Source organism: Shewanella sp. DC2-4 (assembly GCF_013248875.1).
Classification (GTDB): domain Bacteria; phylum Pseudomonadota; class Gammaproteobacteria; order Enterobacterales; family Shewanellaceae; genus Shewanella; species Shewanella oncorhynchi.
In genome coordinates, this window is the sequence record NZ_JABRVR010000002.1 from 1,477,281 (window position 1) to 1,498,906 (window position 21,626).

Annotated in this window: 22 protein-coding genes; 15 read left to right on the forward strand and 7 right to left on the reverse strand. The window is 44.5% G+C overall.

The window, feature by feature from the left end; all coding sequences use genetic code 11:
* Positions 1–191 precede the first annotated feature (191 nt).
* The 4 genes from HQQ92_RS07170 (at position 192) to HQQ92_RS07185 (ending at position 2,850) form a co-directional block, all read left to right on the forward strand.
* Positions 192–668, forward strand: a complete 477-nt coding sequence (locus HQQ92_RS07170) for a VOC family protein (RefSeq protein ID WP_028759587.1) — start codon at positions 192–194, stop codon at positions 666–668.
* The gene (locus tag HQQ92_RS07175; RefSeq protein ID WP_254306308.1) at positions 655–1,644 is read left to right on the forward strand and encodes a glycine betaine ABC transporter substrate-binding protein; all 990 of its coding nucleotides are present in this window, start codon (positions 655–657) and stop codon (positions 1,642–1,644) included. The genes HQQ92_RS07170 and HQQ92_RS07175 overlap by 14 nt, the downstream gene beginning before the upstream one ends.
* Positions 1,641–2,123 carry an Atu1372/SO_1960 family protein gene (locus HQQ92_RS07180; RefSeq protein ID WP_028759588.1) on the forward strand — a complete coding sequence of 161 codons (483 nt, stop codon included), beginning with the start codon at positions 1,641–1,643 and terminating at the stop codon, positions 2,121–2,123. Before HQQ92_RS07175 ends, HQQ92_RS07180 begins: the two co-directional genes overlap by 4 nt.
* A 172-nt stretch (positions 2,124–2,295) precedes the next feature.
* Positions 2,296–2,850, forward strand: a complete 555-nt coding sequence (locus tag HQQ92_RS07185) for a sugar O-acetyltransferase (protein WP_173244211.1) — start codon at positions 2,296–2,298, stop codon at positions 2,848–2,850.
* Positions 2,851–2,974: 124 nt separating this feature from the next.
* Here the strand turns inward: HQQ92_RS07185 and hppD are convergent, their stop codons facing one another.
* Complete coding sequence (gene hppD / locus HQQ92_RS07190; protein WP_173244214.1) at positions 2,975–4,015, reverse strand: 4-hydroxyphenylpyruvate dioxygenase; 1,041 nt, start codon at positions 4,013–4,015, stop codon at positions 2,975–2,977.
* A gap of 76 nt (positions 4,016–4,091) precedes the next feature.
* A complete protein-coding gene (locus HQQ92_RS07195) occupies positions 4,092–5,252 on the reverse strand; it encodes a homogentisate 1,2-dioxygenase (protein WP_173244217.1) in 1,161 nt (386 codons plus the stop codon).
* 207 nt (positions 5,253–5,459) lie between these two features.
* Between HQQ92_RS07195 and HQQ92_RS07200 the strand changes: the two genes are divergently transcribed.
* Together HQQ92_RS07200 and HQQ92_RS07205 are read left to right on the forward strand one after the other, a co-directional pair.
* Positions 5,460–6,374, forward strand: a complete 915-nt coding sequence (locus tag HQQ92_RS07200) for a LysR family transcriptional regulator (protein WP_028759592.1) — start codon at positions 5,460–5,462, stop codon at positions 6,372–6,374.
* Between the two features lie 256 nt (positions 6,375–6,630).
* Positions 6,631–7,425: a TIGR00266 family protein gene (locus HQQ92_RS07205; protein WP_113940919.1), complete on the forward strand. Its 795-nt coding sequence runs from the start codon at positions 6,631–6,633 to the stop codon at positions 7,423–7,425.
* Between the two features lie 92 nt (positions 7,426–7,517).
* On the opposite strand, the gene HQQ92_RS07210 is transcribed toward HQQ92_RS07205, so the two are convergent.
* The 3 genes from HQQ92_RS07210 to HQQ92_RS07220 all read right to left on the reverse strand — a co-directional run bounded on the left by HQQ92_RS07210 (position 7,518) and on the right by HQQ92_RS07220 (position 10,065).
* Complete coding sequence (locus tag HQQ92_RS07210) at positions 7,518–8,786, reverse strand: hypothetical protein (RefSeq protein WP_173244220.1); 1,269 nt, start codon at positions 8,784–8,786, stop codon at positions 7,518–7,520.
* A 369-nt stretch (positions 8,787–9,155) separates the two neighbouring features.
* Complete coding sequence (locus tag HQQ92_RS07215; protein WP_173244223.1) at positions 9,156–9,494, reverse strand: hypothetical protein; 339 nt, start codon at positions 9,492–9,494, stop codon at positions 9,156–9,158.
* A 109-nt stretch (positions 9,495–9,603) separates the two neighbouring features.
* The gene (locus tag HQQ92_RS07220; protein ID WP_028759596.1) at positions 9,604–10,065 is read right to left on the reverse strand and encodes an EVE domain-containing protein; all 462 of its coding nucleotides are present in this window, start codon (positions 10,063–10,065) and stop codon (positions 9,604–9,606) included.
* 277 nt (positions 10,066–10,342) lie between these two features.
* Between HQQ92_RS07220 and HQQ92_RS07225 the strand changes: the two genes are divergently transcribed.
* The 5 genes from HQQ92_RS07225 to HQQ92_RS07245 all read left to right on the forward strand — a co-directional run bounded on the left by HQQ92_RS07225 (position 10,343) and on the right by HQQ92_RS07245 (position 15,768).
* Positions 10,343–10,723 carry a DUF6508 domain-containing protein gene (locus HQQ92_RS07225; protein ID WP_028759597.1) on the forward strand — a complete coding sequence of 127 codons (381 nt, stop codon included), beginning with the start codon at positions 10,343–10,345 and terminating at the stop codon, positions 10,721–10,723.
* Positions 10,724–10,862: 139 nt separating this feature from the next.
* Positions 10,863–12,575, forward strand: a complete 1,713-nt coding sequence (locus tag HQQ92_RS07230; protein ID WP_168827412.1) for an AMP-binding protein — start codon at positions 10,863–10,865, stop codon at positions 12,573–12,575.
* Between the two features lie 353 nt (positions 12,576–12,928).
* Positions 12,929–13,675, forward strand: coding sequence for an ABC transporter substrate-binding protein (locus tag HQQ92_RS07235; protein WP_173244227.1), 747 nt, complete (start codon positions 12,929–12,931; stop codon positions 13,673–13,675).
* Between the two features lie 165 nt (positions 13,676–13,840).
* Positions 13,841–14,881: a M14 family metallopeptidase gene (locus HQQ92_RS07240; protein WP_168827414.1), complete on the forward strand. Its 1,041-nt coding sequence runs from the start codon at positions 13,841–13,843 to the stop codon at positions 14,879–14,881.
* Entirely contained in the window at positions 14,878–15,768 is an 891-nt protein-coding gene (locus HQQ92_RS07245; RefSeq protein WP_173244230.1) for an alpha/beta fold hydrolase, read from the forward strand. Before HQQ92_RS07240 ends, HQQ92_RS07245 begins: the two co-directional genes overlap by 4 nt.
* Positions 15,769–15,803: 35 nt before the next feature.
* On the opposite strand, the gene HQQ92_RS07250 is transcribed toward HQQ92_RS07245, so the two are convergent.
* The gene (locus tag HQQ92_RS07250; protein ID WP_028759602.1) at positions 15,804–16,211 is read right to left on the reverse strand and encodes a YccF domain-containing protein; all 408 of its coding nucleotides are present in this window, start codon (positions 16,209–16,211) and stop codon (positions 15,804–15,806) included.
* A gap of 267 nt (positions 16,212–16,478) precedes the next feature.
* Between HQQ92_RS07250 and HQQ92_RS07255 the strand changes: the two genes are divergently transcribed.
* From HQQ92_RS07255 to HQQ92_RS07270, 4 genes are all read left to right on the forward strand, one after another.
* Positions 16,479–17,528, forward strand: a complete 1,050-nt coding sequence (locus HQQ92_RS07255) for a pyridoxal-phosphate dependent enzyme (protein ID WP_173244233.1) — start codon at positions 16,479–16,481, stop codon at positions 17,526–17,528.
* 60 nt (positions 17,529–17,588) lie between these two features.
* Positions 17,589–18,302, forward strand: coding sequence for an NUDIX domain-containing protein (locus HQQ92_RS07260; protein WP_173244236.1), 714 nt, complete (start codon positions 17,589–17,591; stop codon positions 18,300–18,302).
* Positions 18,303–18,659: 357 nt separating this feature from the next.
* A complete protein-coding gene (gene prs / locus HQQ92_RS07265) occupies positions 18,660–19,547 on the forward strand; it encodes a ribose-phosphate diphosphokinase (RefSeq protein ID WP_173244238.1) in 888 nt (295 codons plus the stop codon).
* A gap of 10 nt (positions 19,548–19,557) precedes the next feature.
* Positions 19,558–21,030, forward strand: coding sequence for a nicotinate phosphoribosyltransferase (locus HQQ92_RS07270; protein WP_168827420.1), 1,473 nt, complete (start codon positions 19,558–19,560; stop codon positions 21,028–21,030).
* Between the two features lie 157 nt (positions 21,031–21,187).
* On the opposite strand, the gene HQQ92_RS07275 is transcribed toward HQQ92_RS07270, so the two are convergent.
* Positions 21,188–21,448, reverse strand: a complete 261-nt coding sequence (locus tag HQQ92_RS07275; protein WP_011789018.1) for a hypothetical protein — start codon at positions 21,446–21,448, stop codon at positions 21,188–21,190.
* Positions 21,449–21,626: the final 178 nt, after the last annotated feature.

Below are 21,626 nucleotides of genomic sequence, written 5' to 3' on the forward strand. Positions count from 1 at the left end.
TTTTAAGCCGTTAGCGGCGGGCGTTCGTGGTAATTAATCCGAACAATTAATCTCATCAATTAATTTTATAACCTTACGCCAAGTGCTTATCTGAACTGAATTTATTCACACGATTTTTGCGGATTAAAACGGTTTGGATTTGCACTTGGTTATACCGAGTCACTGAGTCACGACATCCAGAGGATGACAATATGAATATTATCGGATTGGATCACTTTACCATCAGAACGCCCAAACTGGTTGAAACGCTGTTGTTTTATCAAGTCATCCTTGGATTGAAATTAGGTTGGCGGCCACAGTTTGGTTTTCCTGGACATTGGCTCTATGCCTCAAATAAGCCCATTTTGCATTTAGTGGAAGCGGGCGATCAAGCGCTAGATGCCTACTTAGGGGAAAGCAGAAATATTTATGGCTCTGGACGTGTTGACCATTTGTCGTTTCGTGGTACGGATTTACACCAGATGCAGCAGCATTTATGCCAGCAGAGGATGATTTTTCAGGAACGAATTGTGCCTGAGATTGGTGAGCATCAGTTGTTTCTTGAAGATCCGAATGGCATCAAAGTAGAGATGATATTCCCCTATGCAAAGGACAACGCCATCGTAGGGATTGTGATGGATAGGCTCACTATTTTAGACACCAAGGAGCCTGAACATGGCGGAGATTAATGTCTTCAGAAGGCAATTATTGCAAACGCTGGGATTGGGCAGTTTGGCATCATTGGCATTATTTCCTCGAGGTGTGATAGGTATGAATTCATTGAGTACGAGTACAAATATGGAGAGCTCACAGGGTAAGCCGATGATTCGCATGGGAGTGACGGACTTAAGTTTTCATCGCGTCACCGCCGCTGTGGTGGCCCATGTGATAGGGATTATGGGCAAAGAGGTGCAACGAAGCTATGCATTGCACGAGGCTAATTTTGAGCAGCTAGGTGAAGGCAAAGTGGATATGCTGTGTTCAGCATGGCTGCCCCATAGCCACGGGATTTATCGACAAGGTGTCGAAGAGCGAGTTGCTACGCGGCAACTCGGGCTACATTATGAGCCCTATGCGCTCTGGGGCGTACCCGATTATGTGCCTGCTGAGCAAGTGTCGAGCATTGAGGATTTACTCAAACCTGACGTGCGGCAACGTATGCGGCCCATCATTCAAGGGATTGGTGAGGGGGCGGGGAGCACGCGATTTTCTAAAAATATTATGACGCAATATGGATTAACGGCGGCAGGTTATCAATTTAGAACAGGCACTCAAGCCGACTGTGTCGCGGCTTTTGAGTCTGCCGTAGCGGTAAACGAGTGGGTGATCGTTCCTTTGTGGCATCCACAATTTTTACACCATCAATACGGTATTCGCGATCTTCAGGACCCTAAAGGTTTACTCGGGGGAAAAGATAAAGCGGTATTGCTCGCCCGTGAACGCGAGTTAGTGGTTAATTTCTCGCCCGCACAAATTCAGGTACTTGATAACATAGTATTATCGAATCAAATGGTTGCAGAACTCGATTATGCGGTTAATCGACAAGGAATGACGGAAGATGAGGCCGCTGCGAACTGGCTGACAGTCAATCCTCAGCATTTGACGACCTGGTTAGCCCCGCTGCTTAATCCTGCGAATGCCTCATCTCAGGAGGTGACATTATGATGATCACACCTGAATCGCGGCTAGTGGCGGCAGGGCTTGAACTACCTGAGGTTGCTGCGGCTCTTGGGAATTACGAACCCTATTCAATTGTTGGCAGTCAGTTAATGACCTCGGGTCAGTTTCCCTATTTAGAGGGCGAGCTTCAGTATCAAGGACAATTGGGCGCAGATCATACTGTGAGCGAAGGCTACGCTGCCTGTCGTCTTGCGACCCTAAATGCCATTGCTCAATTGAAACAGGCTTGCGGTGAGCTTTCGCGGATAAAACAAATTTATCGCTTGGAAGGGGTGCTAAATGTGCATCAATCTTGCTTTGAACATCCCAAAGCACTCGATGGGGCTTCGGATTTATTGCTTGAAATCTTCGGTGAAGCAGGACGTCACAGCCGAATGATTTGGACAAATCCGGTCATGCCGCTGAACAGTTTGTGTCTAGTGTATTTATTTGCAGAACTCTATTGTGATGACGAACAAAGGTAATCACCTTTGTCTCGATTGAGATTGAATGCTTGAATGTGACTCACATTGGCTGTTAGCTAAATGTTCTGTCAGCAAGACGGGTAGTTCATTCAAGAGCATATGAGGCAGTTCTTGAACTTTCATCAATCGATTGTTAGGGTTAGGTCATCATGGACAGAATGTTGACAATACGATGACTGAGAAACAAAAAATGTTGGCGGGCCAGCCCTATAAGGCTTGGGATGATGAGTTATTGGCTGAGCGGATGCGGGCGAAATCCATTTGTCATCAGTTTAATCTGGCCGAACCGACTTTGCTTGATGCCCGAATGGAGCATCTTCGTGGCCTGCTTGATATTCAACACTGCGCCCATATTGAGCCTAATTTCTTTTGCGATTACGGCTATAACATCCATATTGGCAAACAATTTTACGCCAATCATAATCTAACCATATTAGATGTTTGCTCAGTCTCGATTGGTGATAATGTGATGTTTGGTCCCCATGTGATGATTTCTACCGCAACGCATCCGATTAATCCCATTGCGCGGCAAACGACGGAATACGGCGCGCCAATTCAAATCGGCAATAATGTCTGGCTAGGCGGAAACGTCTCTGTGTTACCCGGTGTGACCATTGGTGATAATTGTGTCATTGGTGCTGGTAGTGTCGTGAATAAGAGCATTCCCGCGAACTGTGTGGCGGCAGGTAACCCTTGTAAGGTTATCAAACCTATCAATGTGGAATAATGCAGGAAGGTCGATGCCGAGTGATTGGCGTCAATGCTGATGCTGATTTAAATGACGATTTAGATCGTCGTAGAAACAAAAACGGTACGCAGTGCGTACCGTTTTTTATTAGCAGGATGAATACTTACAGTACGCCGCGGCGCATTTGGTCCCGTTCAATTGATTCAAACAGGGCAGTAAAGTTGCCTTCACCAAAACCTAAGTTATTCTTACGTTGGATGATTTCGATGAAAATCGGTCCAAACAGGTTTTTAGTAAATATCTGCAATAAATAGCCTGTATCATCACCATCCACCAGAATTTGGTGATGTTTAATGCGCTCACGATTTTCTGTGACCTGCGGTAACTTATCGAAAATAGTGTCGTAGTATTCAGGGATGATGTCTAGGCATTGGATTGAGCTGCCTTCCATCGCATTCAGAGATTTAACGATATCGCGGCTTCTAAAGGCTAAATGTTGCACACCAGGGCCATTGTATTCCTTCAGATATTCATCAATTTGGTTTTTATCGCTGCCTTTACCTTCGTTAATCGGGATACAGAAGCTGCCATCTGGCGAACGCAGGGCGTAGGACACTAGCGCGGTTTGTACGCCGCTGATGTCAAAGTAGCGCACTTCAGTAAAACCAAAAATGTTTTTATAGAAGTTAGCCCAATGTTCCATTGTGCCTTTGTAGACGTTGTTGGTTAAGTGATCGACCTCGATAAAGCCTTTCTCTTGGGTGATGACTTGCTCGTCTAAATCTTCAAAATCAGCGGCATAGATATTGTTATCTGCGCCAAAGGTGTCGATGAAATAAATTAAGCTGTCACCAATGCCGTAAATCGCAGGATAAGGCAGATCTTTGTTGGCATCATCGGCGGGTTTTGCACCACGTTCAACGGCAACGCGATAGGCAAAGCCGGCATCTTCTACACGCCAGCCCATAGAGCAAATGGCTGGGCCGTGGGATTTAGCAAACTTAGCAGAGAAACCTTCGCGCTCAGTGTTGAGCAGAAAATTAATGTCATTCTGTTTGTAGTACAGGATGTCTTTGTTCTTGGCTTTTTTCAGCAGAGAAAAACCAAAGTCGATAAAGACTTTGTGCATAAAATCAGTATCAGGGCTGGCGAATTCAGTGAATTCGATACCTAATAAGCCCAGTGGATTTAGTTCGCTTGCCATGTTGTTTTCCTCGTTATTTTAGTGCAACACGCCGTCACTCTAATGACTCCCGCATGGGAGTGCTGGTGGCTTGGGGCTAGTCTTCTAGCCAAGAGCGGTTGTAGTCTTTGCTCATGCAATTTTGTACATGTTCGGTTAATTTCAGTGGGGCGAACGTGTCCACCATCACTGCATATTCATAGGTTTCTTTTTTGCCAATTGAGGCTTCAGTTCGGCCCGGTTGTGGTCCGTGGGCCACGCCTTTTTGATGTAAGGTCATGTAACCCGCTTCAATGCCCGTGCGGCTCATAAAGTCGCCATCGACGTAATACAAGACTTCGTCGCTATCTATGTTGTTGTGGTAATAAGGCGCCGGAATCGATTTAGGGTGGAAATCGTAGGGGCGCGGTACGAAGTTACAAATCACAAAGTTATGGGCGGTAAAGACTAAGTGATCAGAAGGGGGGAGATGGATTTTGCCTACCTTTGGTGCGTATTCTGTGATGTTGAATGCCCAAGGATAAACGCAGCCATCCCAACCTACTAAATCAAAGGGATGCCATTCGAGCGTGGTGAGTTGGTATTTATCGCCAAACTTACACACTAAGGGGAAGGCGCCGCGCTCAACCACAGCATCTTGCAATGTAGGTACGCGCAAATCGCGCTCGCAGTAAGGTGCCGATTCTAATAGCTGACCATACTCGTTACGGAAATGCTTAGGCACTTCCACCATAGAGAATGACTCGATGACGAAAAGTCGCACATTGCTGTAATCGTTGAATTTAAGCTGATAAGTGGTGCCACGTGGGATCACGAGATAGTCCCATTTTTGGACCTTAATTGTGCCGTACTCGCTGTAGAGTGTGCCTTCGCCTTCGTGGACAAAAACCACTTCATCGGCATAGGCGTTACGGTAAAACTTGTCGGTATCGGCGGTGACTTTGGCGGTATAAAGTGCTAAGTCATTGTTATAAAAAATCTTGTTACGGGCGCTGAAGAAATTACCTTTACGGTCGGCGTCGCGGGAATCGAGTTTATAGTTTTGGACCAGCGAGTCTTCCCAATTGGCACCATGGCCTAGGCTGTAGGGCGCCACTTCTAATGCTTTGGTTGGCATGTTGTGGTGATATTTATTGGAATAAATATTGGAAAAACCATGGGTTGAGAACAACTCTTCACGGTAAAGCTCGCCGTTTTCCTTTTCAAATGCGATATGGCGCTTATGGGGAATCTGGCCTTGTTTCACATAAAATGGCATGGAGGATCCTTGGTTTTTACAGCGGTGTGAGATTAGCTCTACTTCGCTTGTCGTTATGGTTATGTGATCTTGTTATCAATTTAGTTGCTTGAATGAACAAAAAAAAGAATAATAAATCCGTTATCTCAATCTAAAAATTAGATGGTATTCTAATCTTTACGAATCGTAGTGTTTCCGTGACATGTTCATTAGAGCCAAGGAGTGACCATGCGCATCGATATTGATGCTTTTAATGTGCTGCAAGTGCTGGTGGAAGAGGGCAGTTTTGCCAAGGCGGCGGAGCGATTACACAAAGCGCAATCGGCGGTGAGTTATCAAGTTAAAAAGTTAGAAGAGCACTTAGGCGTGCCGCTTTTTAGCCGTGAGCAATATCGTGCTGAGCTGACGCAAGAGGGCCGCGTGATTTTGGCCGAGGGACAAAGATTACTGCAACACCTTGCAAACATTGAACATCTTGCCAGTCGTTTCAGTGAAGGCTGGGAGCCCAAGCTAGAGCTAGTGATAGACGGTGCCTTACCGATGGAGCCTATCATGACGGCCTTAAAGCGCATGGCTGAACATCAGATCCCCACTAAAATTCAGCTGAATATGGAGTTTTTAGGCGGTGTACAACACAGATTTGAGCGGGATAATGCCGACTTGATGTTAGTGAAAGATTATCGCACAGGCCCCTACTATCATCCGCAACCTTTGCCAGCCATCACTAGCGTGCTGGTGGCCAGTGCTTCGCATCCTTTATCTTTTATTCGCGAAATTAGTTTGTCTGAGCTGCAGCAACATGTGGAATTAACTATCGAAGACTCTTCACCCAATAAAAGTTACCGCGATGAAATGCAATTTGGCGGCGATAAAGTGTTTTATCTTTCTGGCTTTATCATGAAAAAGAACGCCTTGTTAAAAGGCTTAGGTTTTGGCTGGTTGCCGGACTTTTTAGTGCAAGAAGAGTTGGCTAAGGGCGAATTAGTTGAAATCGACTTCGTCGGTGGCAGTCGTTTTACGTTTATTCCACAGCTCGTCTCGACCTTAGAGCGACCGTTAGGTCGTGCGGGACAACTTTTTACCGAGTTGATATTAGAGGAGTTTGCTAAGGCTGAGCAGTTTAATGGTGTGGGTTTGGGTTGATAAGTCTTCGCTTGTCATCTTTTGATACAAGTTACCGCATAAAATAATCGCATTTTGACATTTTATGTCATAGATTAATGCCTAGGTCAGATGAAGGTTTGGATTGAGAGTTAAAATAAGGCCTAAATTCAGACTGAGCTTAGATCTAGATTAAGGTCGAGATGAAGAGTGAAATTGAGCCGCGATAGGTAAAGAGTCGTCCATCGGGGTCAATCTAAAGGATAGTAACAAGGAACTGACAGTTAAGGGGAACAGTATGTCTAGACGTTGTCATGAAGTGGATTATGAAATTATCGGCCACAGTATGCAGTTGGTTGAAGTGGAACTCGATCCTAACGAAACCGTGGTCGCTGAAGCGGGCGCGATGAATTATCTAGAGCAAGATATTAGCTTTGAGGCCAAAATGGGCGATGGCTCTGAGCCTGAGTCAGGCTTTTTTGGCAAGTTGGTGGGCGCGGGTAAACGGGCATTGACAGGTGAGAGCATTTTTATGACTCACTTTACCAACCAAGGCAATCAAAAACGTAAAGTCGCATTTGCCGCCCCTTATCCTGGCACTATCCTAGCGATCGACTTGGCCGAACATGGTGGTGAGCTTATCTGTCAGAAAGACAGTTTTTTGGCTGCGGCTTTAGGTACACGCGTGACGATGAAATTTAATCGCCGCTTAGGTACGGGATTTTTTGGTGGCGAAGGATTTATTCTGCAAAGCCTACAGGGCGATGGTATGGCGTTTATCCATGCGGGTGGCACCTTAGTGAAAAAAGAACTAAAAGGTGAAACCTTAAGAGTTGACACCGGTTGTCTTGTTGCATTTACCTCAGGGATTGATTACGACATAGAGCGTGCAGGCTCATTAAAGTCTATGGTCTTTGGCGGTGAAGGTTTGTTTTTAGCCACACTCAAAGGCCACGGGACGGTTTGGCTACAAAGCTTGCCATTCTCACGTATGGCGGATCGCATTATCGCCCATGCCCCATCTGCGGGAGGCAGTGATCGCGGAGAAGGCTCTGTACTCGGAGGTCTTGGTCGCATGCTCGATGGGCGCTAAATGATAAGCTGACATGCTGTCTTCTCTTAAGGCATTCCAGACTATCCTCTGGGATGCCTTTTTAGTTGAAACCTCTCATTTCCTTTATCGTTTTAAGCATTTTCGCCGTTGTTAAGGTTTTGCTGAATGCGTCTTTCAACTAGTTTAGATATGAGATACATCATCAAATAGCCCGTGCCTAAGGCTAAAATCACCGCGACGACATTCTCCGTATACAGGCGGTAAGCGTAGAAAGTACCGACCAGTACTGCGATACCAGCAAGGCGAATAAGTAGACTTTGAGTAAAGTAGCCATGAGCTTTGATATAAGCAAGCTGGTAGCCATTGAGCATCATAAATATAAAAAACATGGAGAAATGCATTAATACTGGAGCCGCTTTAATGTATTGCTCGGGGAATAACCAAGCGACTAACGGCTTGCTCGCAAAAACCATAACGACAAAAAAAATACCGCTGATCCACAAAGAAACTTTCGTCAGCCATGACTTAATTTGTTGCACTTCGTCAAAGCGTTTTTCTCGTACGCACACTGCGACTTCGGGCAGCACAAAACGGTAGATGGGAAAGACAAAAAGCAGGGTGAGGTAAGTGATCATCGGCCGCACCACCACTTGGAAATCACCCAGTTCATCTATGCTGAAATAGGCAATAGTCAGCAGTACGGTGATGTAAATCATCAAGATACTGGCCCCCGCTTCCATGGACGCCGTCAGGCTTTTCTTCATAAAACTGCGTAAACCCGTATCAAAATGCACTGCACTTAAGGGCGGAGTGGCAATATCTTTGCGCCGTTTTAAGTACATATATAAGGCAACGATGAGCGATGACAGTGTCATGCTGTAAAAGAGTGATGCAATGGCGGTTTGTTTTAAGCCGTAGAAACATAATAAAAAGCTAGTCACTTGCGCGAGCGGCTCTAACCAAGTGACTCTATTGGAGATGGCATATAGCCGGTACATGGCAATTTGATTGGTAAAATAGACCTTGAGCCCCATACTCAGAATAATCCCAACCAATTGAAAATATTCTACATTGAGCTGAAGTTTGTGTTTGATATAGGGTAAAACTAAGCCCCATGTCAGTAATACCATAGCGATCAAGCTGTAGCGGAATATATTGGTAATATCCACATCTTGCTTGGTCTGGGAGTAGGTCACCACCATAGAGGAGCGAAATCCCGTCATTAGGATTAGCGACAGTGAGATAATGTCGATCACTGTGTGATAGAGCGCTAGATCGGCTTTGGCAACCCATTGTGCTAGCCAGAGTTTAAATAGAAAACCCACAGAAATACTGGCGAGTGATGCCCAGAACCCCGCAATAATTGCCTGCTTAACCCGTTGAAGTGAGGTGTTTTCCATTATCAAAAATCCAGCGTTAGTCTACGGTCATTATCGGGATGCTATGAATTCAATTAAGATTTTGCCTTAGCCGCATGAGTATTTTTAGGTGACACTTATCTTGTTCTGTTCGATATCTTTTCACCCTGCATGAGTCTAGCATTTAGCCAATTTACGACCAATAGCCAGATAGTAAAGATATGATAAATATCAATATGTTGCTTTATTGTAAGTTAGAACGTTATTGAGTGAGGACTGGGATGATAAATTGTCTTACAGACAACGTTTTTTGATAGATGAAAGCAGTATTAAGAAGAACAACTACGCCCAGATAAGCGCTGGGCGTAGTTGTAAATGTGTCAGTTATAAATGCCATTTTGTCATGGGAAGTTAATCGGTAATGATATTGACGATATCGAGGATTTTACGGCTGTTATTATCGAGTTTGATTAGTGCACCTTCGACTTGAATGCTAATGATGCCATCTCTGTCTAAGGGCACTACGATGCGGCCGCGATCATAAATATCATGCTCAAGCACATCACCACGCTGGAGTTTTTTCTGCCAACCGGGTGGCAGTGGCTGACCTTGGTCAACTTTTTTCTGTAATCCCGGCGGTAGACTTTTATCCTTTTTGTGGTGCTCATGGTCATCTTTAGCAAAGGTTGAGATGGACATCGTTAAGCTGAGGACAAGTCCTGTGATTACCACTGAGGTCAATTTATTCATCTGTACTCCTAAGGGGCATTGAGTTGATGTTGTGTCCAATGCTGGATGTGGCCAACAATAGGCGATGCGAAATGAACTATAGCTGAACGTTCTAGCTCAAGATTGCTTTCTAGCGGGTTAACATGAGTACAGCTTGCCATTGTTCGGCGGTCACAGGTTGGATACTGAGTCTTGACCCCTTAGAGACTAAATACATGTCCGCCAGTTGGGGTAAACTTTTTATCAAACTTAAGGGAATAATCTCGTTAAATTTTTTGACAAAGCGGATATCTACTCGTAGCCATCTTGGTTTGGTTGGATCTGACTTAGGGTCGAAATACTTCGATTCGGGATCGAAGGCTGTGCTGTCGGGATACGCATTGGTCACGACTTCTGCTATGCCGACAATTCCGGGCACTTTGCAGCTTGAATGGTAAAAAAATACCTTGTCGCCAATCTGCATCTCATCGCGCATAAAGTTACGCGCCTGATAGTTACGGATCCCATGCCAAGCTTCGGTTTGGTTAGGGCAAGCCTTAAGATCATCTATGCTGAATTCGTCGGGTTCCGATTTCATAAGCCAGTAGTTCATCTTGTTTCCTTTACTCATAGTTGCCGTTAAGCGCTTCAATACCGCTGAGTTTATCTGAATTTTGTCGAATACCCCAGTTCGTCACCCATATCAAATATTGTGAGTTTGATTAAGTTTCCGTTCAGATAACGTGGCTTAGCCTGTTGACAGCAATCTTATTTGGTATGCCTTATGCAAATTCTCGTTTCTAAGGCAAAGCGTCAAATTCGATCTCGGTGTGTGACTGGTGTCGTACAAGTTGTGGCAGCAGAGGCAACCAAAACCTGTGAGGTGTGTTATGGGGACTTCAACAATGACATCCGATTGTGGTTTATACACTAAATATCTTAAGGATTTTACGGCGGGTGATGTGATCTTAAGTCATGAGCGAATGCTGGAATTTATTAATGACCTGACAACGCAAGGTTGGTTATTGGCTAATTTCACTTGGGACTATTGGTATAACAACAGTTACTTAGTCGATAAACCTGCCTATATTCGTGATGCGAGTATCGCACAATGTAAGTTGCTGTTGACGGCCATGACGCGACTCGAGGTTTTTAGCCCCGGCGTGTTAGAAAATATGCGTCGCCAAGGCGTGTTACTGGCCATTGTTGAGCGGTTACAAAGCTTAAATGTGCCTAAGTCGAGTACTCATTTTGAGTTTATCAGCCGCTAGCACTGGGCTTTAATGGATTGTTATCTAATCGTTTGTCTTACTCTTTAGTCTAATAAAGTGCTTTTTTACTTGTGACATGATCCGTGGATTGGTTAGTTTGGACCTCGCTAACCATAATAATAAATGCACGGAGGCCTTAATGTCAGTTCCTACAAGCCAAGTTATAAGCCCGCTCAATGTTAGCGAGTTTAGAGGCGAGTCATCACCGAAACTCGTTGAGAAGACCATAGGTCAATATCTTGATGAGATTGCGGCAACGTATCCCGACCAATTAGCTGTCGTCGTACACCATCAACATATCCGCTGGAATTACCGCCAATATCTTGCCCAAATCGATGCGCTCGCCACAGGACTATTAAAACTCGGTATTAAGTCTGGTGATAGGGTAGGGATTTGGTCGCCTAACAATATCGAGTGGTGTTTAACCCAATATGCGACCGCTAAAATTGGCGCCATCATGGTATGTATTAATCCTGCGTATCGTCCTGAAGAGTTGCAATACGCGCTGAGTAACGTGGGTTGTCGCGCGGTAATTTGTGCTGATAAGTTTAAATCCAGCAATTATCTTGAGATGCTATATGAATTGGCGCCTGAGCTAACTTCTTGCCCCTCGGGTAAATTACAAGCTAAAGCCGTACCTGAGCTTGAATTTGTGATCCGTATGGGCGCGGAGAAATCCGTCGGTATGTTGAATTTTGATGACTTGATCGTTGATGTGACCGCCGCTGATAGGATAATGCTTAAGAGTATTGCTAAGGAATTAAGCCCATACGATGCGATTAATATCCAGTTTACCTCTGGCACGACGGGCAGTCCGAAAGGTGCGACCTTATCACATCATAACATATTGAATAATGGCTATTTAGTCGCAGAGGCGATGAAGTTTACCTGTCACGATAAACTCTGTATTCCAGTGCCTTTATACCATTGTTTTGGCATGGTACTCGGCAGTTTAGTTTGCTTAGCCAAAGGCGCAACTGCTGTGTTCCCCGGAGAATCCTTCGATCCACTGACGACATTGCAAGTGATTGAGCAAGAGCGTTGCACCGCTTTGCATGGCGTACCGACCATGTTTATTGCCGAGTTGGAACACCCAGAGTTTGCTCGTTTTGATTTGAGTTCCTTACGTACCGGCGTGATGGCGGGGGCAACTTGTCCTGAAGAAGTGATGCGACGTGTACAAAACCTGATGTATATGAAGGAAGTGCTGATTGGTTATGGACAGACCGAATGCAGTCCGCTCAATCACATTACTGAAATCGACTCACCCGTAGAGAAACGTGTGCTCACCGTTGGCCGTGCTTTGCCCCATACCGAAGTGAAAATTGTCGATGAATTTGGCGAAGTGCTGCCAATTAATCAACCCGGTGAAGTTTGTAGTCGCGGTTACTGCATTATGCAGTGTTATTGGAATGATCCTGAGAAAACGGCGGCAACCATAGACAGTCAAGGCTGGCTACATTCGGGCGATATTGGCCAAATGGATGAGCAAGGTTATGTGCAAATTGTGGGGCGCATTAAAGATATGATTATTCGCGGCGGCGAGAATATTTATCCCCGTGAGATTGAAGAGAAACTTTACACCCATAAAGATGTGCAGGATGCGGCGGTCTTTGGCGTTCAAAGCGATAAATACGGCGAGGAAGTGTGTGCTTGGATCAAAGTCCGCTCAGGAGCCGCGATTACAGAGGCTGATATTCGTCATTTTCTCACCGAGAAATTCGCCTACTTTAAAGTGCCGCGCTACATCAAGTTTGTGGATCAGTATCCAATGACAGTGACGGGAAAAATTCAGAAATTCAAAATGCGTGAGCTGATGTATCAAGAGTTATATGAAGATATTAATGCTTAAGTCATTTGGCTTTGAGTTGATTAATACTATTGATATTTGACTTCCAAGCCGCGCAATGCGGCTTGAATTTTATTCTGTCTAGCTATTTCGGTTAGCAGATAAACGAACAAGCTAATTGGCTAATGAAAAAGTCGGCGAGTCATACCATCAAGCCAAGCTGTACTTTGAGTTAGCTTTTGCTGCTAATGTCGTTATTCTAATTGTAACAAAACTTCACTTCCCCACTGTGGCTTGATGGCTATACTAAAACCAGTCATAAAATCTAACCAATCATAAAATCTCGGCAGATAAAAACGAAAGCGTTGAGTTGTCGATGATGTAGTCGTAAATCCATGCAGGCAAAGGAGTACTAAATGGTTCGATGGCGTTCAATGCTCCTTGTGTATTGTCTTTCCTTTATGGGATTGAGCGTAGCTAAAGCGGATACCTTAATGCTCACTTCTTTACTTTGGCCGCCTTATTCAGGAGAGCAATTAACGGAGCAGGGTGCCAGTATTGCCGTGGTACGGGCGGCGCTGAACGTTATGGGACACCAATTAGACGTGGATTTCTATCCGTGGAGCCGCGCTGTCAAACTTACGACAATGCCGAACTCTGACTACATAGGTTATTTTCCTGAATACTATGTAGAGACAGAAAAGTTTATCTTTTCAAAACCGATTGGCGAAAGTCCATTGGGGCTGGTGGAGCAAAAGTCCCATCCAGTAAGTTGGAATTATATTGAAGATCTTAATCGCTATACCTTAGGTGTGGTGAAAGATTATGTGAATACTCAGGCCTTAGATCGCATGATCGTTTCCGGTGTACAGCGGACTGAACCTGTGACTTCGGATGAGCATAATGTCAAAAAAGTTGCCGCAGGTCGGATTGATGCCGCGGTGATTGATGTCAACGTTCTGCACTATTTACTCAAGCAAAAGCCCTTACAGCCGCTGGCGACAAAGTTGCAAATCAATCGGCAAATTCTGGCGAATAAGCAGCTCTATATCGCGTTTCGTAATACAGAAGAGGGACGGCGTTGGCGAGATATTGTTGACCAAGGTTTAGCGCAGGTTGACGTAGAAACCATCATTGGAGAGCTACTTTATCGTGAAGACTAATGTAGGGTTTTAGGATAGTTTATTCTTTGTTTTACTCGCTATTTTTCCGCTTATTTCCCCGTAAAGTCACTTCTGATATGCAGTTTGTCATCATTTTGTCTTTGTTCACTATTAGTATCACTTTAACGGCATGAGTTGTTCTCTCATTTTATTGATTAAGGTGACATGAAGAAACTTCCTTTTGAGCTTCCATTTGAGTTAGATACGCTGCAGCAACTCATTGATACTCATCATCTTAAGTTAGATTATCAGATCCTTGCCGACATTCCATTCCGCCAAGAGCATTTCCCCCTTTACAGTGTTGAGTTAGGTGGTACAGATACGCCTTGTCCGACAGTGCTCTTTGTGGGTGGCGTGCATGGGGTTGAACGTATTGGATCTCAAGTTATTTTGGCATTGTTAAACAGTTTATTGCAGCGGCTTGTTTGGGATAAACACCTACAACAGATGCTAACGGGCCTGCGGTTAGCTTTTGTACCTGTAGTGAATCCTGTTGGGTTATTCATGGGAACGCGGGGCAATGGTAATCAAGTAGATTTGATGCGTAACGCTCCAATAGAATCCCGTGAAAAAGTGTCCTTTATGGTGGGAGGACAGCGTATATCGTCACGGCTGCCCTGGTATCGCGGTATTGGGGGAATGGAGCTGGAAACTGCGGGCTTAGTTGCCTATGTACAACAACTGTTGAGTCGCAGCACAAGTTTGATTTCGCTCGATGCCCACTCGGGATTTGGTTTGAGTGATCATATCTGGTTCCCCTACGCCCATACCCGTACCGCCTTCGAAAATGCCAATTATATTTTTCATCTAAAACAATTGTTTGAACAGAGTTATCCCCATCACGGCCATTATCGACTCGCGCCGCAGAGCCAGTTTTATCGCACTCATGGTGATATTTGGGATTATCTCTATCGCCAGCACCAAGTGGCTGATCCTTCTGCTCAGGTGCCATTTTTACCTTTGACATTAGAGATGGGATCTTGGGCATGGATAAAGAAGAATCCTAGACAAATATTTAATTTTGCTGGCTTTTTTAATCCACAAAAAACACATCGTCACCACAGGATTTTACGCAGGCATACAGTACTCATGCAATTTATGATGGAAGCGGCCTATGCCCAATCGTTAGAGCAGTTAACACCTGAACGTTTGACTGAGCTGACAGAGCGTGCGCGGCATTATTGGTATCGGGAGTCTCAGTCATGACCACTTGGGTGTTATTAAGGGGATTAATGCGTGATCAGCGCCATTGGAATGGTTTCGATCAGCGTCTGCGACAAAAGGGATTGCGAGTGCTGACACCGGATCTTCCGGGCAATGGGACGCTATCCCACGAATTAAGTCCGCTTAAGATTGCTGATTATGCCTATGCCGTGTGGCAGCAATTGGATGAGCAGGTACAGGAAGGGGAGACTATTTATCTCCTCGGCTTGTCTATGGGCGGTATGTTGGCGTTGGAAATGGCATGCCAGCGACCTTGGCAGATAAGACATGCCTTTGTATTAAACAGCAGTGCGGCGAATTTATCGTATTGGTATCAAAGATTTAATCCGCTGAATGCATTGAAGGCTTTTTTCATGCGGGCTCGGGGTAACGCTTTACATCCAATCGAGTCGACTATAGTGCGTTTAACCAGTTTTCGTCATCGGCGAGACCGAGATTTAATTGTCAAGTGGAGTGAGTTTCGCCGCGATACCACACCAAGTAGACGCAATGTAGGGCGACAACTTTGGGCGGCTTTTCAATACCAATGTCCATTGACAGTGGAAGTACCGATAACTGTGCTCTGCGGTGACCGTGATGCGCTGGTGAGTATGGCATCGAGTAAGGCGCTAGCACGGCATTTTTACACCGATTTGATTGTACTCGCGTATTGCGGTCACGATGCAGCTATAGATGCACCCGCAAAACTGGCGCATTATCTGTTGGACATTGTGGGGGCGACTAAGCCGCAAGTGCAGTTTTCTGTGGATAGTGAGCCTGCCAATACTCAATATGATTGCAACGATTTATTGGAGGAAGAAATAGCCTTAAACGAAGCGATATTTACTGTATGGGATGACAAAGCGCTATCCACTCTTGAAACCAAATAATCGAGAGTGAATAGCGCAGTTAACGCATTGTCTTATTAAGCTTTAGCCACTACGGTTTGGCCTATCGGTGTGAGGCTGAGTAAAGCCAACTTAAGATGCTGTATCCCAAAGGGAATACCGATAATCGTCACAAAACAAGCTAAGGCGTGGACCAAATGCCCTATGGCTAACCAGATCCCAAACAGTAAGAACCAAATGATATTTCCTACCATGCCTAATGCACCTGTGCCCAAGTCTTCACGTCCAGTTAAGTGGCGACGGTTCATTTGTTCTTGGCCGAAGGGCCAAAAGGTCATTTCGCCGATAACAAAACAGGCGCGGCCGAAGGGAATACCAATGATACTGATAAAACACAGGATACCTGCGAGCCACCAAGCGAGTCCCATCACAAATCCGCCGAGTACAAACCAAGCTATGTTGAATATTAAGCGTAATACAGCCATTGAAAGCTCCTTATGTTTACCCTGTTAGCCTTTATCGTTAGCTTCGATAAATTGAATATATGTCAATGTCTAAGCGATAACTATGCCAACTATTTAAATTGTTCATAATCAATTGGTTAATTATATGTATTCGAGATTCATGTGTCATTTTCACTAGTTTTTCGCCAAATTGATAATTTCTTAAGGGCGTAACAGGAAGGGCGGAGTTACACTAGCCTTCCCTTAACTGGTTTAAAAACCAGAGAATTTAATCGTTTGAGTAGCTTGATGTTTGCAAATTCCCCTGTCGATACATTTGCCTTTGCTGGCAGAGACATATTCCTAAAACGTGATGATTTACTGCATCCGGCGTTTAGTGGCAATAAAGCTCGCAAATTCGGCTATTTTTTAGATCATGAGTTTGCAGGCATCAGCAAGGTGATAGGTCACGGCTCGCCATTGGCTAACTCACTGTATTCATTGTCAACATTAGCGAAGATGAAAGGCTGGCAATGTGATTTTTATGTAGATCATATTGCCAGTCAAGTGGTTAAACATCCTACGGGCAATTACGCTGCCGCTTTAGCGAATGGCGCTAATATTATCGATTTAAGTGTGTTAATAGCACAAAAGCAGGCGTGCACTCAGTCGCAATCTGAACCTCACGTTTTATCAAATCTTAAGGCTAGTCCTGAGCCTACTGCGCAAGTGGGCGATGTGCGACTGAGTTGCCCTGATTATATAGAGGCTCAAGTACTCGTGAATGAGCCGACGGCGCTTTTTATTCCAGAGGGGGGGCGCTGTGCTTACGCCGAATACGGGATAAATAGATTGGCGCAAGAGATAGTACAGTTTGCGAAGGCGAATGGATTGGTTGATTTAACGGTATTTTTACCTTCGGGGACGGGAACGACAGCGTTATTTTTAAATCAGTATTTTATCCGTCAGCAAACGGCTATTCGCGTCGTGACTTGCGCCGTGGTGGGGGGCGATGATTATTTGCGCTTGCAATTTTCGTTGCTTAATACCAATACCAGTGAGCATCCACAGATTGTTAATGTCGGCAAGAAATATCATTTTGGTAAACTTTATCCGGAATTTTATGCCATGTGGCAGCGGGTCTGCGCCTCAGGCGTGCAGTTTGAAGTACTCTACGATCCCTTAGGTTTTATTGTGCTTGAAGATTATTTACAACGTAGTGAACCAGGTCATGTGATGTATTTGCATCAAGGCGGATTATTGGGGAACGAGACCATGTTGCCGCGTTATCAGCGTAAATTTGGCCAAAGTAGCTATGCCCACGGTGCCAGATATTTACTTAGTGACGCTAAGACATAATGTGTTTGAAGCTATGTAATGCTAAGTTAAGCTGATGATTTGGAACGATGGGAAATATCAATGACTGAAGCGGAATATCTCGCCAATTACAATCCTAAGGTTTTTAAGGCTCAGCTACTGACAGTGGATGCCGTATTGTTTACCTATCACGATCAGCAACTTAAAGTACTCTTAGTACAACGCTCAAATCATCCATTTTTAGGTTTATGGGGATTACCTGGAGGGTTTATCGATGAAAATTGCGATCAATCCCTTGAGCAAACTGTATTACGTAAACTGCATGAGAAAACCGCGGTAGTGCCACCTTATATTGAGCAGCTATGCACTGTGGGTAATCGTGGTCGCGATGTAAGAGGTTGGTCGGTGACTGTGTGTTATACCGCCTTGATGAGTTATCAAGCTTGCCAAATTCAGATTGATTCAGTGAGTGATGTTAAGTGGTGGCCATTAGCGGATGTGTTGCAGATGCCCTTGGCGTTTGATCATTTGCAGTTAATCGAGCAAGCGCGGGAACGCTTAACACAAAAAGCCTTATATTCTTTAGTGCCAGGATTTGCACTGTCTGAACCTTTTACCTTGCCAGAATTGCAGCATGTACATGAGGTTTTACTGGGCAAGCCTATCCAAGGTAAATCTTTTCGTCGGCGGGTTGAACAGGCTGATTTATTGATCGATACGGGATTAAAGCGCACCGAACGTGGTCGTCCTGCTAATTTATACCGCTTGAAACCCAATACCGCATCGTATCGCTTCTTAAGAAATTTAGAATGTTGATCACAGTGAATATGGATTTAAGCAAGAGATTCGCCTTGCTCAATATGAGTAACGGCGACTGCTTATGCCTTATTCATGGTGACTTTGAATCAGTAAAGGCTGTTTAATTACTGATTTTGCCTTAATGTCTCCGGTTCTTGTATTACTCGATACCCATATTGTAGCTTCTTAGTTGTCTTTCCCACATATAGTGTCTAAAAGACACTATATGTAATTTAAGCATAACATTTCAGGTTGCTCCGTTTGAAATAGTCTAAAAATCAACTTTACATAATAATGTCTTTAAGACACTATTTTTCATGTAGACAACAAGGGCGCCGTCAATTTCGGCAATCTTGCCACAGACAGGAGGTTACTATGTCTCAACGTATTCAAACGTCTCAAGATGCTTCTCACGCTCAATGTTCGCAAGCCGATTTTTATCGGCTACCCGCAGCTAGCAATGAGGCTCACTACCGTTTATTTCAATTTGGTGCGGGGGAAAATCATGTTCAACTACTGGTTCCTCCAACTAAACGAGTAACGATCTTTTTCAGTTATCGGGGCGATCATTCCATCATGCAGCTCTTGTTGTTAACTGATGCGTTGCGTCGTAGCGGTGCAGAGCAAATTGATCTGTTACTGCCTTATATGCCGGGTGCTCGCCAAGATAGGGTGTGTAATGCCGGTGAGGCCTTGTCGGTAAAAGTCTATGCTAGCCTGATTAATCAGCAGCAATATGCTTCGGTCACCGTTTTTGACCCGCACAGTGATGTCACTGCCGCATTGTTAGAACGGGTTCAGGTAATAGATAACCACAGTTTTGTCGCAGCGATCGCAGCCCAATTAACGGGGGAGCTAGTGTTAGTCTCGCCCGATGCGGGGGCGAATAAAAAAGTATTCGGCTTAGCTAAAGCGTTACAGGGAATGCCGGTGATCAGGGCCGATAAACATCGTGATGTGGTCAATGGCCATATTATCGCTACCGAGGTGTTCTGTGATGACTTATCGGGTAAAACCTGCTTAATCGTTGACGACATTTGCGCGGGTGGCAGAACCTTTATTGAACTTGCCATCAAATTAAAGCAAAAGGGTGCACAAAGCGTCATTTTGATCGTGTCACATTATGAAGATAAGGCCAGTGAGTTGGTACTGCGCGAGGCGGGCATAGACAGATTATTTTGTACCGATAGTTTAGGTGTCCCCACACATATTTCGAGCGAGTTCTGTCATTGTCATGCTGTTTTGCGTTATATGAATCATTAAGGAAAATATTATGTACTTGAATCCCGTTACTGCCATTGATGGCTACAAAGTCGATCACCGTCGTCAATATCCCGATAATACTCAAGTGATTTTTAGTAACTTGACCGCCCGTAAATCCCGTCGTGGTTATACAGACCAAATGGTGTTTTTTGGCTTGCAGTATTTTATCAAGCATTTCTTGATCGACAGTTGGAACCGTGATTTCTTTCAACAACCTAAAGATCAGGTCATTCGTCAATTCTCCCGCCGTATCAATAACTATCTCGGGCCGAATAATGTTGGCACTCAGCATATTGAGGAGTTGCATGATTTAGGTTATTTACCAATTAAAATTATGGCATTACCTGAAGGCTCAGTGTATCCATTAAAAGTGCCTTGCTTGATTTTGTACAATACCGATGAGCGGTTCTTTTGGTTGACCAATTATCTCGAAACCATCCTTTCCGCTAATGTGTGGGGTATGTGTACCAGTGCTACTACCGCGCTGCAATACCGCAAAATATTTGAGACTTACGCGCTAGAAACCGATGGTGACATCGCTTTTGTTGATTGGCAGGGGCACGATTTTAGTTTCCGTGGCATGTATGGTGCAGAGGCCGCGATCATGAGCGGCGCCGCACATTTACTCAGTTTTACTGGGACTGATACCATACCCGCCATTGATTTTCTTGAGCAATATTACCTTGCCGATAGTGATAAAGAACTTGTCGGTGGCAGTGTGCCCGCAACGGAGCACAGTGTCATGTGCGCGGGTGGCATGGAGAATGAATTAGAGACGTTCCGCCGTTTGATTGAAGATATTTACCCAACGGGCATTGTCAGCATTGTTTCAGATTCTTGGGATTTTTGGCAGGTGATGACAGAATTCACCTTAGCGTTAAAAGACCGCATTCTTGCCCGCGATGGCAAAGTGGTGTTTAGGCCTGATACCGGTTGTCCTGTGAAGATCATTTGTGGCGATCCACAAGCTCCAATCGGGAGTCCCGAATATAAAGGCGCTATTGAGTGTCTGTGGGACGTCTTTGGGGGCAGCACAACAGCCAAAGGTTACAAAGCGCTGAATAGCCATGTTGGACTGATTTATGGCGATTCAATCACCATTGAACGTGCTGAAGCCATTTGTGCCGGATTAAAGGCTAAAGGTTTTGCGTCAACTAATATTGTGTTTGGAATTGGCAGTTTTACCTATCAACACGTGACCCGAGATACTGACGGTTATGCCGTGAAAGCGACCTTTGCGAAAGTTGATGGTAAAGACAGAGAAATATTTAAAGATCCTAAAACAGATGATGGCACTAAAAAATCCGCTAAGGGTTTAGTGGCGGTATTTAAAGATGAGCAGGGTCAATTTTATCTTAAAGATCAAGCCAGCTGGCAAGATGTCAACAATTGCGAGTTTGTTCCCGTATTTGCCGATGGTGAACTATTAACGGAATATTCTTTGGCAGATATTCGCGCAAGGTTGGCAGAGTCTAGAAGTTGAGCCTATCGATTTGTGATATTTAACGGCTATCGACAATAGCGAAGATAAAACTGGCAATGTGATTTCTATTAGGGTCATATTGTCAGTTAAGTTTTGAATTTATTTTAAGTCGCGTAAGTAAAACGCCCCATAAATAGTCAAATGCAAATACAAGCGATTAAGACAGTAACTGGTTCCGTTTAAGAATTTTATAGGTACGACGGCCAATGTTTTCGAGGTTTTTTAAATCTTTTAGGCTAGGCGTCACCTCACTAAATTGCCAATAACTGATTTCGGCATCTAACATTTCCAGCATTTTCTTCGAACAACCTAAACATTGTCCCTGGCACAGTTGTGCTTCTTCTAAATTGAGTGGAATAGTCTCTTTGATCTGGTTTATCAAGGTTTGCATGGCAATTTGAGTGTTGGGTTTTGGCATAGATGATGTGCTGAACAGTATTCATGTATATGAATATTAGCGGATGCTGCAATGGAAAGAGGTGATCTAACGCTGGATTTGACTCATTTGGTTCGGCAGGTATCTGTGTGAGAGAGATACAGCCTGAACCAAATGTGCTCGTCATAATGACGTAAAAAAAGGATAGCGTGTTCGTGAC

Excerpts from the sequence above, each read along its gene's own strand:
- HQQ92_RS07260 (WP_173244236.1), top strand. The coding sequence starts at position 17,589 with ATGACTGAAGCGGAATATCTCGCCAATTACAATCCTAAGGTTTTTAAG.
- HQQ92_RS07250 (WP_028759602.1), bottom strand. The coding sequence starts at position 16,211 with ATGGCTGTATTACGCTTAATATTCAACATAGCTTGGTTTGTACTCGGC.
- HQQ92_RS07185 (WP_173244211.1), top strand. The coding sequence starts at position 2,296 with ATGACTGAGAAACAAAAAATGTTGGCGGGCCAGCCCTATAAGGCTTGG.
- HQQ92_RS07245 (WP_173244230.1), top strand. The coding sequence starts at position 14,878 with ATGACCACTTGGGTGTTATTAAGGGGATTAATGCGTGATCAGCGCCAT.
- HQQ92_RS07205 (WP_113940919.1), top strand. The coding sequence starts at position 6,631 with ATGTCTAGACGTTGTCATGAAGTGGATTATGAAATTATCGGCCACAGT.
- HQQ92_RS07170 (WP_028759587.1), top strand. The coding sequence starts at position 192 with ATGAATATTATCGGATTGGATCACTTTACCATCAGAACGCCCAAACTG.
- HQQ92_RS07270 (WP_168827420.1), top strand. The coding sequence starts at position 19,558 with ATGTACTTGAATCCCGTTACTGCCATTGATGGCTACAAAGTCGATCAC.
- HQQ92_RS07225 (WP_028759597.1), top strand. The coding sequence starts at position 10,343 with ATGGGGACTTCAACAATGACATCCGATTGTGGTTTATACACTAAATAT.
- HQQ92_RS07220 (WP_028759596.1), bottom strand. The coding sequence starts at position 10,065 with ATGAACTACTGGCTTATGAAATCGGAACCCGACGAATTCAGCATAGAT.
- HQQ92_RS07215 (WP_173244223.1), bottom strand. The coding sequence starts at position 9,494 with ATGAATAAATTGACCTCAGTGGTAATCACAGGACTTGTCCTCAGCTTA.
- HQQ92_RS07195 (WP_173244217.1), bottom strand. The coding sequence starts at position 5,252 with ATGCCATTTTATGTGAAACAAGGCCAGATTCCCCATAAGCGCCATATC.
- HQQ92_RS07180 (WP_028759588.1), top strand. The coding sequence starts at position 1,641 with ATGATGATCACACCTGAATCGCGGCTAGTGGCGGCAGGGCTTGAACTA.
- HQQ92_RS07210 (WP_173244220.1), bottom strand. The coding sequence starts at position 8,786 with ATGGAAAACACCTCACTTCAACGGGTTAAGCAGGCAATTATTGCGGGG.
- HQQ92_RS07235 (WP_173244227.1), top strand. The coding sequence starts at position 12,929 with ATGGTTCGATGGCGTTCAATGCTCCTTGTGTATTGTCTTTCCTTTATG.
- HQQ92_RS07240 (WP_168827414.1), top strand. The coding sequence starts at position 13,841 with ATGAAGAAACTTCCTTTTGAGCTTCCATTTGAGTTAGATACGCTGCAG.
- HQQ92_RS07200 (WP_028759592.1), top strand. The coding sequence starts at position 5,460 with ATGCGCATCGATATTGATGCTTTTAATGTGCTGCAAGTGCTGGTGGAA.
- HQQ92_RS07175 (WP_254306308.1), top strand. The coding sequence starts at position 655 with ATGGCGGAGATTAATGTCTTCAGAAGGCAATTATTGCAAACGCTGGGA.
- HQQ92_RS07255 (WP_173244233.1), top strand. The coding sequence starts at position 16,479 with ATGTTTGCAAATTCCCCTGTCGATACATTTGCCTTTGCTGGCAGAGAC.
- hppD (WP_173244214.1), bottom strand. The coding sequence starts at position 4,015 with ATGGCAAGCGAACTAAATCCACTGGGCTTATTAGGTATCGAATTCACT.
- HQQ92_RS07230 (WP_168827412.1), top strand. The coding sequence starts at position 10,863 with ATGTCAGTTCCTACAAGCCAAGTTATAAGCCCGCTCAATGTTAGCGAG.
- prs (WP_173244238.1), top strand. The coding sequence starts at position 18,660 with ATGTCTCAACGTATTCAAACGTCTCAAGATGCTTCTCACGCTCAATGT.
- HQQ92_RS07275 (WP_011789018.1), bottom strand. The coding sequence starts at position 21,448 with ATGCCAAAACCCAACACTCAAATTGCCATGCAAACCTTGATAAACCAG.